Annotated in this window: 11 protein-coding genes; 4 read left to right on the plus strand and 7 right to left on the minus strand. The window is 69.5% G+C overall.

From position 1 onward, the window contains the following. Positions 1-205 precede the first annotated feature (205 nt). Positions 206-718: a CGNR zinc finger domain-containing protein gene (locus ACZ6ZQ_RS30790; RefSeq protein WP_469771796.1), complete on the minus strand. Its 513-nt coding sequence runs from the start codon at positions 716-718 to the stop codon at positions 206-208. Positions 719-814: 96 nt separating this feature from the next. On the opposite strand from ACZ6ZQ_RS30790, the gene ACZ6ZQ_RS30795 reads away from it, so the two are divergent. Next, positions 815-1177 carry a VOC family protein gene (locus tag ACZ6ZQ_RS30795; RefSeq protein ID WP_469771797.1) on the plus strand — a complete coding sequence of 121 codons (363 nt, stop codon included), beginning with the start codon at positions 815-817 and terminating at the stop codon, positions 1175-1177. A 121-nt stretch (positions 1178-1298) separates the two neighbouring features. On the opposite strand, the gene ACZ6ZQ_RS30800 is transcribed toward ACZ6ZQ_RS30795, so the two are convergent. Beyond that, positions 1299-2639 (minus strand): UDP-glucose dehydrogenase family protein, encoded by a 1341-nt coding sequence (locus ACZ6ZQ_RS30800; RefSeq protein WP_469771798.1) that lies wholly within the window; start codon positions 2637-2639, stop codon positions 1299-1301. A 165-nt stretch (positions 2640-2804) separates the two neighbouring features. Between ACZ6ZQ_RS30800 and ACZ6ZQ_RS30805 the strand changes: the two genes are divergently transcribed. Then, complete coding sequence (locus tag ACZ6ZQ_RS30805; protein ID WP_469771799.1) at positions 2805-3962, plus strand: acyl-CoA dehydrogenase; 1158 nt, start codon at positions 2805-2807, stop codon at positions 3960-3962. A 69-nt stretch (positions 3963-4031) separates the two neighbouring features. Here the strand turns inward: ACZ6ZQ_RS30805 and ACZ6ZQ_RS30810 are convergent, their stop codons facing one another. Together ACZ6ZQ_RS30810 and ACZ6ZQ_RS30815 are read right to left on the minus strand one after the other, a co-directional pair. Then, complete coding sequence (locus ACZ6ZQ_RS30810; protein ID WP_469771828.1) at positions 4032-4340, minus strand: antibiotic biosynthesis monooxygenase family protein; 309 nt, start codon at positions 4338-4340, stop codon at positions 4032-4034. Between the two features lie 91 nt (positions 4341-4431). Continuing rightward, entirely contained in the window at positions 4432-5643 is a 1212-nt protein-coding gene (locus ACZ6ZQ_RS30815; RefSeq protein ID WP_469771800.1) for an LCP family protein, read from the minus strand. A 119-nt stretch (positions 5644-5762) separates the two neighbouring features. On the opposite strand from ACZ6ZQ_RS30815, the gene ACZ6ZQ_RS30820 reads away from it, so the two are divergent. Continuing rightward, positions 5763-6311 (plus strand): acyl-CoA thioesterase, encoded by a 549-nt coding sequence (locus tag ACZ6ZQ_RS30820; protein WP_469771801.1) that lies wholly within the window; start codon positions 5763-5765, stop codon positions 6309-6311. 255 nt (positions 6312-6566) lie between these two features. Here ACZ6ZQ_RS30820 and ACZ6ZQ_RS30825 read toward each other — a convergent pair whose 3' ends face one another. Next, on the minus strand, positions 6567-8120 hold the full coding sequence (locus tag ACZ6ZQ_RS30825; RefSeq protein WP_469771802.1) for an LCP family protein: 1554 nt from the start codon (positions 8118-8120) through the stop codon (positions 6567-6569). A 168-nt stretch (positions 8121-8288) separates the two neighbouring features. Here ACZ6ZQ_RS30825 and ACZ6ZQ_RS30830 point away from each other — a divergent pair, with 168 nt between their 5' ends. Next, positions 8289-9308, plus strand: a complete 1020-nt coding sequence (locus ACZ6ZQ_RS30830) for a glycosyltransferase family 2 protein (RefSeq protein ID WP_469771803.1) — start codon at positions 8289-8291, stop codon at positions 9306-9308. Between the two features lie 137 nt (positions 9309-9445). Here ACZ6ZQ_RS30830 and ACZ6ZQ_RS30835 read toward each other — a convergent pair whose 3' ends face one another. Continuing rightward, positions 9446-11125 carry an LCP family protein gene (locus tag ACZ6ZQ_RS30835; RefSeq protein WP_469771804.1) on the minus strand — a complete coding sequence of 560 codons (1680 nt, stop codon included), beginning with the start codon at positions 11123-11125 and terminating at the stop codon, positions 9446-9448. Positions 11126-11175: 50 nt separating this feature from the next. Beyond that, a complete protein-coding gene (locus ACZ6ZQ_RS30840) occupies positions 11176-12915 on the minus strand; it encodes an LCP family protein (protein ID WP_469771805.1) in 1740 nt (579 codons plus the stop codon). Positions 12916-13125 lie beyond the last annotated feature (210 nt).

Raw genomic sequence — 13125 nt, forward strand, 5'->3', positions numbered from 1 at the left:
CCGGTGCGTGTGGACGCCGGGCACCTTCTCGGCCTGTCCGGCGCGTGTGGACGCCGGGCACCTTCCCGGCCTGTCCGGCGCGTGTGGGTGCCGGGCGCTTTCTCAGCCTGTCCGGCGTTTGAGGACGGACACACCGGGCGCCCGGACGGGCGCGGCGCACTACCCGGCCCGGACCCCGCACCCCGCACCGCAGAACCGCCGCGCGCTACCGGCCGCCCCGCCGGGCCCGGTACGCCCGCATCTTCGCGCGGGCGCCGCACACCGACATCGTGCACCACCGGCTGCGACCGGCCGGACTCCGGTCGTAGTAAGCCCAGTGGCAGTCCTCGGCCTCGCACGCCTTCAGCCGCAGCCACGTCCCGTCGACCGTCGCCGCCGCGATCGCCGCCGCGACCCGTGACACGAGAGCGGACGGATCCGCGGGCCGCAGCGCCGCCGCGCCCGCATCGTCCACGGAGACGAGCAGCGGCGCGCCCGCCAGGACGCGGTCCAGCGCGCCCACCGGGCGGCCGGGAACGGAGTGCCCGGCGTGTGCGAGGCACGCGGCCCGCAGCGCCTCCCGCAGCTCCCGCGCCGCGGCTACGTCCGTCGCGGCGAGCCCGAAGACGGCCCGGCCGTCCTCCGTGTCGAGGGCGTCGGCACCGGTGTCGACGCGCAGCGTGTTGACCAAGGACTCGATGAGCGCGAGCCCTCCAGGTGCGGGCGCCCTGTCATTCATGGTTGCGACGTTACCTGCCGTACGCCACCATGAGGTAACTCGTTACCGGTTAACCGCAGCTACTGGTAACTCCGCAGTCATGCGAAAGGAAGAACCATGGCCATCGCCACATTGGGAACCGTCGTCCTGGACTGCGCCGACCCGCGCGCACTCGCCGCCTTCTACGCCGAGCTCCTGGGCGCGCGAGTGGAGTCCGACGGCGACGACTGGTTCGACCTCAAGGGACACGAGGGCACGCCGCTGGCCTTCCAGGCCGCCCCCGGCCACGTACCGCCGCAGTGGCCCGCGTCCGACGCCTCACAGCAGTTCCACCTCGACCTGACAGTCGAGGACCTGGACGCGGCGGAGGCCCAGGTGCTCGCCCTGGGCGCGAAGCCGCTCGACACGGAGAACCGCTCACGCAGCTGGCGGGTCTACGCCGACCCGGCCGGCCACCCGTTCTGTCTCTGCGCCTGCTGACAATCGCGGAAGTACGGCACGTACGGCACGCGCGACACGTGCGACACGTGCGACAGATACGCACGTGCGACACGTACGGCACGTGCGTACGACACGTACGTCACCCGACACGTACGAGATGTCAGGCGCGGGGCCGGCCCATCGCCCGGTACGTCCAGCCCGCCTCGCGCCACTTCGTACCGTCCAGCGCGTTCCGCCCGTCCAGCACGATCCGGCGGGCCGCCACCGCACCCAGCGCCGCCGGGTCCAGCTCGCGGAACTCGCGCCACTCCGTCAGGTGCAGTACCACGTCCGCGCCGCGCACCGCCTCCAGCGCGCTCTCCGCGTACCCGAGCGTCGGGAAGACGCGGCGCGCGTTATCCATGCCCTTCGGGTCGTACACCGTGACCTGGCCGCCCTGGAGATGGATCTGCCCGGCGACATTCAGCGCCGGCGAGTCCCGGACGTCGTCCGAGTCCGGCTTGAAGGTGGCACCGAGCACCGCGACCCGCGTACCCAGGAAGGAACCGCCGCCCACGGCCTCACGCGCCAGCTCCACCATGTGCCCGCGGCGCCGCATGTTGATCGAGTCGACCTCGCGCAGGAACGTCAGCGCCTGGTCCGCGCCCAGCTCACCCGCGCGCGCCATGAACGCCCGGATGTCCTTCGGCAGACAGCCGCCGCCGAAGCCGATACCGGCCCGCAGGAACTTCGCACCGATCCGCTCGTCGTGGCCGATCGCCTCCGCGAGCTTCGCCACATCGCCGCCGGCCGCCTCGCACACCTCCGCCATGGCGTTGATGAACGAGATCTTCGTCGCCAGGAACGAATTCGCGGAGGTCTTCACCAGCTCCGCCGTCGGGAAGTCCGTCACGACGAACGGCGAGCCCTCACCGACGGGCGTCGCGTACACCTCGCGCAGCACCTTCTCCGCGCGCTCGCTCGCCACACCCGCCACGATCCGGTCCGGGTGCAGCGTGTCCTGGACGGCGAAGCCCTCGCGCAGGAACTCCGGGTTCCACGCCAGCTCCACACCCTCCGGTGCCCGCTCGGCGAGCAGCCCGGCCAGCCGGTCGGCCGACCCCACCGGCACGGTCGACTTGCCGACGACGAGCGCCCCGCCCTTCACGCGCGGCGCGAGCGAGTCGAATGCGGAATCGACGTACGACATGTCACACGCGTACTCGCCGTGCTTCTGCGGGGTGTTCACGCACACGAAGTGCACATCACCGCCGAATTCCTCGAGCTCGTCCCACGACGTCGTGAAACGCAGCCGCCCGCTCGACCCCGCGATCCCGGCCACATGCTTCGCGAGCAGTTCCTCGAGTCCCGGCTCGTACATCGGGACCCGACCGGAGGCCAGCATCTCGATCTTCTCCGGGACGACGTCGAGTCCGAGGACCTCGAAGCCCAGCTCCGCCATGGCCGCTGCGTGCGTGGCGCCGAGATACCCGGTGCCGATCACGGTGATCTTGAGGGCCATGTAGGTGCTCCTGAGGGGGACGGAGGGACTGCGCGCCCGAGCATAACCGGGCAGGGGCGAGGGCATTTTTCCGCTGTCAGCAAGCTCACGTATGCCAGGTCAGGGCAGGGCCTCTAAAATTTGAGTTACTTAACGGTAGTTAGCGTTCTTGGGGAGTGAGAGACCTTGGCAGGATCGGCCGATTTCGATCTGTACCGCCCGTCCGAAGAGCACGACATGCTCCGCGAGACGATCCGCTCGCTCGCCGAGGCGAAGATCGCGCCGTTCGCGGCCGCCGTCGACGAAGAGGCCCGCTTCCCGCAGGAGGCCCTGGACGCGCTGGTCGCCTCCGACCTGCACGCCGTGCACGTACCGGAGGAGTACGGCGGCGCCGGCGCCGACGCGCTCGCGACCGTGATCGTCATCGAGGAGGTCGCCCGCGTCTGCGCCTCGTCCTCCCTGATCCCTGCCGTGAACAAGCTGGGTTCGCTGCCGGTGATCCTCTCCGGCTCCGAGGAGCTGAAGAAGAAGTACCTGGGCCCGCTCGCCAAGGGCGACGCGATGTTCTCGTACTGCCTCTCCGAGCCGGACGCGGGCTCCGACGCCGCCGGTATGAAGACCAAGGCCGTACGCGACGGCGACTTCTGGGTCCTCAACGGTGTGAAGCGCTGGATCACCAACGCCGGTGTCTCCGAGTACTACACGGTGATGGCCGTCACCGATCCGACCAAGCGCTCCAAGGGCATCTCGGCCTTCGTCGTCGAGAAGGGCGACGAGGGTGTCTCCTTCGGCGCCCCGGAGAAGAAGCTCGGCATCAAGGGCTCCCCGACCCGCGAGGTCTACCTCGACAACGTCCGTATCCCCGCCGACCGCATGATCGGCGAGGAGGGCACCGGCTTCGCCACCGCCATGAAGACCCTGGACCACACCCGCATCACCATCGCGGCCCAGGCTCTCGGCATCGCGCAGGGCGCCCTCGACTACGCCAAGGGCTACGTCCAGGAGCGCAAGCAGTTCGGCAAGCCGATCGCCGACTTCCAGGGTGTCCAGTTCATGCTCGCCGACATGGCGATGAAGCTGGAGGCCGCCCGCCAGCTCACCTACTCCGCGGCCGCCAAGTCCGAGCGCCTCGACGGCGACCTGACCTTCTTCGGCGCCGCGGCCAAGTGCTTCGCCTCGGACGTCGCCATGGAGATCACCACGGACGCGGTGCAGCTCCTCGGCGGCTACGGCTACACGCGCGACTACCCGGTCGAGCGCATGATGCGCGACGCCAAGATCACGCAGATCTACGAGGGTACGAACCAGGTCCAGCGCATCGTCATGGCCCGGAACCTTCCGTAACGCATCAGCAAGCCCCCCGGCACATCCCGTGCCGGGGGCTTGCGCGTTCACGGACCGTTCTGGCCCGTCTCAGACCGCCCTGGCCAGCTCGAAGCTCCCGGTGTTCATGTCCGTGCAGAGGGCCCGGCAGGCGGCGAAGAGGCCTTCGAACTCCGGGTGGCTCCGCCAGGACTTCAGGGAGTCGAGGTCGCGCCACGACGAGAACGAGACGAAGTGCGTGGGGTCGTGCCGGTCGCGGATGAGCCGTGCCCAGAGGAATCCGTCGACGGACTCCCTGGTCCAGGTCAGGAATTCCGTCCAGCGTTCCAGGAACTCATCGGCCCTGCCGTCGGCCACCCGCCAGTTCCCCGAGGCCCAGTACCGGCTGACGTCCGCCATCGCGCTCACCGCATTCCATGATCGCCGTACTGGCAGCGTAGGGCGGCCGGTACGGGCGCGCGAGGCGGACGCCGGTGTGCTGGGGCCTGCCCTAGTTGCCGGTGACGGTGACCTTCTCGTCGTTCTTGATCTGGTTCACCAGCTGCCTGACCTTCTCCTTGTCCCAGACCAGGTTGCCGCCGCGGCTGCCCGAGATCGGCATGTTCAGGGAGGTGCCGTCGCCGCCGTTGATGCCCTTCATCGCGAAGAACATCTCGCCGAGGTCGAACAGGGACATGTCCTTGTCGACGACCAGGGTGTCCAGGCCGGAGCCGAGCGTCGGGTAGAGCTTGAACGGGTTGAGGATCGTGCCGGGCGTCGCGGCCTGGTTGGCGAGGGCCGCGAGGAACTTCTGCTGGTTCTTCGTACGGTCCAGGTCGCTGCCCGCGAAGGCGTAGCGGGTGCGGACGAAGGCCAGGGCCTGCTCGCCGTTGAGGGTCTGCTTGCCGGCCTGGAAGTCGGCGCCGGACTTCTTGTCCTTGAAGGCCTTCGGGATGTCCATCTCGACACCGCCGAGGGAGTCCACGATGTTCGCGAAGCCGGCGAAGCCGATCTCCGCGTAGTGGTCGATCCGCAGGCCGGTGTTGTGCTCGACGGTACGGACCAGCAGCTCGGGACCGTCCTCCGCGTAGGCCGCGTTGAGCTTGACCCGGCGGCCCTCGGCCGGGAAGGTCTTGCCGGACTCCGAGCCGACGAAGGACGGTATCTCCACGTCCGAGTCGCGGGGGAGCGAGATCATGGTGTTTCCGCTGCCGCAGGCCGCGAGAATCATCATCGAGTCGGTGCGCTTGCCGTCGGCCGAACCCGTGTGCAGCTTCTTCTTGTCCTCGGCCGTCAGGCCCTCACGGCTGTCGGAGCCGACGATCAGGTACGTCGTGCAGTCGCCCTCCTCCGGCCGGTCGATGACCTTGGAGAGGTCGACTTCGCGGCGCATCTTGGAGTCGGCCCAGAAGTAGGTGCCTATGGACACACCGAGCACGGCGACGAGCACGACGGCCGACCCGACCTTGAGGCGACGGCGCCAGTCGGGCGCCGGGCGGTAGTCCCCGGGAGGCGCGGCGTAGCCACCGCGACCACCGCCCCCGGGCGGCGAGCCGTAGACCTGGCCCGTGTTGTAGCCGCTGTCGTACGGGGCGTCGTACCCGTCGTCGTACCCCTGCGACTGCTGCTGCGGAACGGGTCGTCGCTGCACATGGCGCATCGCACGAGCGCCCTCGGGTGCACCGTGGCTGCCGCGTCCGTATCCATCGGGCCAATCATTCATGCGGAACAGTGTGCAGGTGCGGTCCGCCCGTCTGACAGGGCGGGTGAGAAATCGCACCGGGGCTGTTGCGAACCTGATGCAATGCATCGGTGCGCAGGTCCGCGCATAGGGTGGAGGGCATGACAGATCAGGCCCAGCGCCCGGAGGGCAATATTCCGGGTAAGCCCACCTCGGCTTCGCGTACGACCCTCAGCCACATCATGACCGGCACTGACACCAACCTCCTCGGGACCGTGCACGGCGGCGTGATCATGAAACTGGTGGACGACGCGGCAGGGGCCGTCGCTGGCCGGCACTCGGGCGGGCCCGCGGTCACCGCCTCCATGGACGAGATGGTCTTCCTGGAGCCGGTCAGGGTCGGGGACCTGGTCCATGTGAAGGCACAGGTCAACTGGACCGGCCGGTCCTCGATGGAGGTCGGCGTGCGCGTGCTGGCCGAGCGCTGGAACGAGTCGACGCCGGCGACGCAGGTCGGCTCCGCGTATCTGGTCTTCGCCGCCGTCGACGCGGACGGCAAGCCGCGCCAGGTGCCTCCGGTGGTCCCGGAGACGGAACGCGACAAGCGCCGGTACCAGGAGGCGCAGATCCGGCGCACCCACCGGCTCGCCCGCCGCCGCGCGATCAAGGAGCTCCGCGAGAAGCGCGCGGCGGAGGGCTACGAGGACTGATGCCCTCGGGCTCCCGGGGCCTTCCGGCCCCGGCCCTGGCCCTGGCCCCGGCCCTGGCCCTGGCCCCGGCCCTGGCCCCGGCCCCGGCCCCGGGTGTCCGTCCTCACTCCTCCAGAGCTTCGCCTGGGGGCACCCCCAGCGGGCTGGGAATGCGCCCGGCACCGGCGCCGACTCCCAGCCCTGCGTTCCGGGCGCCGACTCCCGGTCCTCCGCTCCCGGCGTCCTGGCGACCGGGGGCCCGACGCGCTCCGTCGGTCAGTTGCAGAGCACCTGGTCGCCGGTGACGGCCTCGAAGGCGCCCTGGGGACGGGGGGCCTCGGCGCGGACCGGGATCACCTTGGTGAAGCCCGAGCCGGCCGTCACCTTGAGGGTCGGGCCCTGGCCGTGCACCGCGCGGAGTTCGCAGCCCGGCAGGGCCACGGCAAGGGACCTCGCCGAGCGGTCCCAGCGCGGGTCGTACGAGACGAGCGTGCGCTTCACATCGTGGCGGTCGTCGTTGCGCGGCACCCGGGTCGTGTTGAACCCGGTCGCCCGCAGGGCGGCGTCCACACGCGCGCCGAGGCCGTCCAGCCGGGTCCCGTTGTAGACCTGGACCCGGATCTGCTTCGGCGGTACGTCGATGATCTTCGACGGCTGCACCCCCGGCTTCCCCGGGCGGCGCGGCGCCAGCGGCTTGTCGTCGCGCAGCGCCTGGAAGAGCCGCTGGGACTTCACCGGGTCCCACTTCACCGTCGAGCCGATGCCGTTCACCGGGTAGCTGACGTCCCCGACGGGGACCGACGTGAACTCCGACGACGCCGGGGTGAAGCCCCGCATCGCCTTGCCGAGCGCGAGCATCTCGTCCGTACCGAACCCCTTGTCCGCCCGTACCGCGTTGAGCATCGCCGAGCCGACCTCGCGGAACTTCACGGGATTCAGCAGCACCCCGCTGCTGGTGGCCCGGTGGATCAGAGCCGCCATGAAGCGCTGCTGGCGCTGCATCCGGCCCAGGTCCGCCGCCCCGTCGATATGGCGTGAGCGTACGTACTGCAACGCCTTCCCGCCGTCGAGCGTGTGCGTGCCCGCGGCCAGGTCGAGTCCCGTGTACGAGTCCTTCAGCGGCCGGGCCGTACAGATCTCCACCCCGCCGATCGCGTCCACGGTCTTCATGAAGCTGGTGAAGTCGACCTCCAGATAGTGGTCGACCTTCACCTTCGTCATGTGCTCGACGGTCCGCACCGTCAGCGCGGGCCCGCCCTCCGCGTACGCCGCGTTGAGCTTCAGCGCGTGCTTGCCGTGGTGCTTGCCGGTGGTCACGTCGGTGTGATCGGGGATCTCCGTGTACGAGTCCCGCGGCAGGCTCACGACGCTCGCGCGCTCCCGGTCCGCGGAGATATGCACCAGCATGATCGTGTCGGTGCAGCGGCAGGGGGCGCCGCCGAGCCGGTACTTGCGGCGTTCTTCCTTGGTGATCCTGTCCCGCCCGTCCGTGCCGACGAGCAGGATGTTCATCCCGTTCCCGGCCTCCGGCCGGTTCTTCATGTCCTTGAACGGGTCGACCCGCCCGATCCCGCTGTCCAGCCCCGTCACCAGGGTGTGACCGATACCACCCACCCCCAGGACCAGCACCGAGAGCGACGTCGCCATCCGGATTCCCCAGCGGTGTCGCTCGGCCTGCCGTCCGACGGGCGGCCGTGGCCGGGCGCCCTGCGGTCCGGGTCGTGCTGCCGTCGGCCTCGGCCGGGCCGCCTCCGGCCTCGGTCGGGCCGCCTCCGGTCGCGGACGGGCCGCCGCCGGTCGCGGACGGGGCGAGCGGGGCGGTGTGGGCACGAGGGGCACCTCCGCGGGGTGGCAGACCGTGATCCCGAGAACCGTAGGCCCATACGATCTGCGGCACCGGGAGCGGGCCGGGCGGCGCGCACCGGTGTCCCCCGTTCGCGGTAACGTGGCGGGCGATAGTGACGTCTCCCGGGACGACCCCCGGACCCCGAGGAAGCCATGCCCGCCCCCACCCCCGCCGTTTCCGTGATCATGCCGGTCCTCAATGAGGAGCGGCATCTGCGTGACTCGGTCCGTCACATCCTGGAGCAGGAGTACGACGGTGAGATGGAGGTGGTCATCGCGCTCGGCCCGTCCACGGACCGTACCGACGAGATCGCTGCCGAGCTCGTGCGCGAAGACCCCCGCGTCCACACCGTGCCGAACCCCACCGGGCGTACGCCGGCCGCGCTCAACGCCGCGATCAAGGCATCCCGGCACCCGATAGTGGTACGGGTCGACGGTCACGGCATGCTGTCGCCGAACTACATCGCGACCGCCGTCCGGCTCCTCGAGGAGACCGGTGCGCAGAACGTCGGCGGCATCATGCACGCCGAGGGCGAGAACGACTGGGAGCACGCGGTCGCGGCCGCGATGACCTCGAAGATCGGTGTCGGCAACGCCGCGTTCCACACCGGCGGTGAGGCGGGCCCGGCCGAGACCGTGTATCTGGGTGTCTTCCGCCGTGCGGCGCTGGAGCAGCAGGGCGGGTACAACGAGGAGTTCATCCGGGCCCAGGACTGGGAGCTGAACTTCCGGATCCGCGAGGCCGGCGGACTCATCTGGTTCTCACCGGAGCTGAAGGTGCAGTACCGGCCGCGGCCCTCCGTGAAGGCGCTCGCCAAGCAGTACAAGGACTACGGCCGCTGGCGCCATGTCGTCGCCCGTTACCACTCCGGTTCGATCAACCTCCGCTATCTCGCTCCGCCGACCGCCGTCTGCGCGATCGCCGCGAGCCTGGTGGTGGGCGCCGCGGTCAGCCCGCTCGGCTTCGTGATCCCCGCCGGCTATCTCGCGGCGATCACCGCCGGATCGGTCCCGGCGGGCAAGGGGCTGCCGCTGAAGGCCCGGCTGCAGATCCCGGTCGCGCTGGCCACGATGCACATGTCGTGGGGCTTCGGCTTCCTGACCAGCCCGCGATCCCTGGCGAACAAGGTCATCGCGAGCCGCCGCCCGGCGGTCACGGCACCGACGGCCTGACGACTGACAGTCTGGCGAGCCACGGCCTGACGACTGACAGCCTGACGAACCTACGGCCTGACGAACCTACGGCCTGATGCAAACGCCGCGGCCGGTCGGCCCCCAGGGGGACCGACCGGCCGCGGCGTTTGCATCAGCTACCAGCGGTAGGGCTTGTAGACGTCCATGCAGGCGCCGTTGTCCGCCCCGTTGAGCGCTTCGGTGTCGTCCTTCGACACCGTCGGCGTGGCTGCCTTCGGGAAGGTGTCCCCGCTCCGCCAGTCGGCCCCCACGATCACGGTCACGCCCGAGACATCGGTGGACTTCTTCACGGAACTCACCGGAATGCCCAGGGCCTTGGCGACCGCCTGGGCCTCCCCCTCCAGCTCGGCGCTGGGGAAGCGGACGACCGTCTTCGCCTGCGGGTTGCTCGTGCGGTCCGCCGACGCCCGCGTGTACCCCTTCCCCGAGAGGACCTCCATGATCTCGGCCGCCCGCCCCTTCACCGAGCCCAGCTCCGGCGTGTAGGTGCCGTTCTGCACGGTGACACCGGTCTCGCCGGCGGGCACCACCGGGTCCTTGCTGGTCGCGGCGGGCTTCGGCTTGGAGGTGGGGCCCTTGCCGTCCAGCGGGGTGTCGTCGCGGAGCATGCGCCACAGATCGTCGGCCTTGCCGGGCGCCGGCAGTACCCGGTTCTCGTCGTACGGATCGGGAATGCGCGGCATGGTGAGCATCGTGATCCGGTCCGTCGGCACGTCCTTGAGCTGCATGCCCAGATCGAACAGCTTCTTGACGGTGCCGATCTCCTCCGAGACCTCAAGCGACTTGGTCGCGGTCTCGGCGAGGTCCATCAGCTGCCCGGTGTCGGTGAACGCGTTCTGCGCCTTCAGATTGCGGATCACCGAGTTCATGTACATGTGCTGGGCCTTGGACCGGCCGAAGTCGTCGTAGAAGGCGTGCCGGGTGCGCAGCCACTGCAGGGCCGTCTCACCCTGGATCTTCTGCGTGCCCGCCTTCAGCTTGAGCCCGGAGCCGCCCTTCACCATGGCCGTGGGCTTGTCGTGCACGTTGTACTCGACGCACACTTCGGCCCCGCCGACCGCGTCGGCCATCGAGACCACACCGGCGAAGTCGACCATCATCCAGTGGTCGATGTAGACCCCGGTGAGGTTCTGCCAGGTGGCCAGGGTGCAGCCGGGGCCGCCCCGCGCCAGGCTCTCGTTGATCAGCGTCCTGGTCGCCTTGTACTTCTGCCGGCTCTTCGGGTCCACGCACTCGGGTATCTGGACCCGGGTGTCGCGCGGGATCGAGACGACCGAGGCGTTCTTGCGGTCGGCCGAGACATGCAGGAGCATCTGGACATCGGCGAGGGGCGGGGCGTCCTGCTTGTCCCGGGAGCCGCCGAGCGCCACGTTCGCCGCCGAGTTACGGCTGTCGGAACCGATCAGCAGGATGTTCAGCGGTGTCTGTCCCGCGGCGTTGGGCGCGGTCCTCCGTGCCTTGCTGTCACTGGCGCTGCGCGCACCCTTGCGGATGTTGTTGTTGAGGTGCTGGTAGTAGAGGTATCCGGCGGCGGCCGTACCGAGTATCAGCAGCGACAGCACGGAGGCGACCCAGCGCAGTATCCGGCGTTTGCCGCGTTTGCCGTGCTGGTGCGGGGCGCCACCGCGGCGTGCGGGTCCGGTGTCTCCGCCCGGCGGCCTGCCCTCCGCGGTCCTGCCGCCACCGGCGCCCGCCGTGCCGTGCTCCTCCTCGTAGAGGCCGTCGTCCCAGCCCCGTTCACCGGCGTGCCGGACGCGTTCCCGCGTCCCCTCCCCACGCACGCTGCTGTTTCCCACCCCTGGCCCCCTGTCGCTTCAGGCGCGCCTCATGACCCGGTGGTCCGGGGTCATTTGGCGCACACCTGCTTGTCGGCTTCTACCTTGTCCACGTCCGCCGGCGGCTTCGTCGGAGCGGCGATGGGCACCCCTGCGCCCTTGAAGTCGGCACCGAGGGTCAGGACCATCGCCTCCGTGCCCTCGGCGTTCTTCGTGCCGGGCTTGAGTGCCGCGGCGGGCAGGCCCATCAGGTCCGCGAGCTTGCGCGCCTGGTCGGCCTGGTTCGGTGCGTACGCCAAGGTCGTCTTGGCGATCTTCTCCGGGGCGTTGCTCTTGTTCGAGGACTTGAACACGCCCTTTTCGTTCTGCAGCCAGTTGAGGGTCGTCTGCGCGGCCCCGTTGGTGTCGCTGCCGTTGTAGACGTCCACACGTACGTCGGCGGCCGCGGCCCGCGGGCCCTTGAGCAGGGCGGCCTGCTTGCTCTTGGCGGCCGATTCCTTCTTCTTCACCTCGGTGAGGGACACGTCGTTCTGCAGCAGGCTGAAGATCTGCGGAGCCTTGAACTTGTCCAGGATGACGGTCGCGCCGTCCGTGTTGTCGACCACCGGCACGGTCGTGAAGCTGATGTGCTTGATGTCGATCTTGCCGAGTTCCTCGGCGAGGGAGGTCAGCTTCGGGATGTCCCCGATCGCGCTGTCGACCGTGAGCGCCTTGGTCGCCGCATCCGCGAGCGCGAACATCTTCTTGGGATTGCCGAGGGTGTCTTCCTTCATCTGCCGGATCATCGAGGCGATGAACTGCTGCTGCTGCTTGATCCGGTCCAGGTCGCTCTCGTTGCCCAGGCCGTGCCGGTTACGGACGAACGCGAGCGCGTCCTCACCCTGGACCTTCGACGGTCCGGCCGGCAGATCCAGCTTGGAGGACTTGTCCTTGATGGGCTTGGCCAGGCAGATCTCGACGCCACCGACGGCGGTGGAGAGCGTCTTCACCGCGTTGAAGTCGGCCATCATGAAGTGGTCGACCGGAACGCCGGTCATCTGCTTGATCGTGCGCATCGTGCAGCCCGGGTCGCGTCCTGCCACCCCGAAGCTCTGGTTGAAGCGGACGCCCTGGGAACCCTTGATTATTTTGGTCGAGCCGTCCGGCTGCTTCGTGGGGCAGTCCGGGATGTCGGTGATCAGGTCCCGGGGGATGCTCAGCGCGGTCGCGTTGGTGCGGTCTTCGGAGACATGGAAGAGGAACGTGGTGTCGGCGTGGCCGGTGCTGTTGTCCCGGTCGCCGTAGCCCTCGTTGCCCGCTCCGGTGCGCTTGTCGGTGCCCAGGAGCAGGATGTTGACCGGCCCGTCCTTGGTGATGCCCTTGGCGCCCGCATCACCGACGTCCACCGTGTTGAGGTTGCCGTTGAGCCGCTCGTACACGTAGTAGGCGCCGCCGGCGACGGCGATGAGGACGACAGCCATGGCGCCGCCGGTCCACAGCAACGCCTTCTTCTTGCGCGCCTTCGGCGGCTTGCGCTTACGACGGCCAGGACCGGTGGGGGGCGTGTTGCCGCCGCCCGCTCCGCCTGCCGCGCCCGCGTTGCGCGTCGAGCGGCGTGTGCGCTGTCCCGGGACATCCGTCTGCTGCGCCGCGGTGCCGCTGGTGCCGCGGCGGCCGGCCGTTCTGGAGGGGGAGGCGCCGGTGGAGCGGGAGGCCGTCGACTGCCGTGTGGAACGGTCCAGTCGCAGTTCGTAATTGCCCGTCTGCGGGTTCAGTACCCACTGGTCGGCGGGGTCGATTTCGTCCGCCTGCCCACGGCTCTGCGCATCCACGGTTGCTTGAGTCCTCCGTCGGTGCCACGCGAGGCGTCCCTCCCCCCGGGAGACGCTTGGTTCGTCGATCCGGTTGTGTGCGACCTGGCGGTCGGATGTACCGGGTCGCGACACACTATCCGCCCAGTTCAGCGCCGAGCGACGTCCGTGACAAATTCCACGCTCCTTACAACTGGGCAATCCGCCCAATCTTCATGGACTGCCGACAAG

The sequence above is a fragment of the Streptomyces sp. NPDC053673 genome (genome assembly GCF_055585225.1).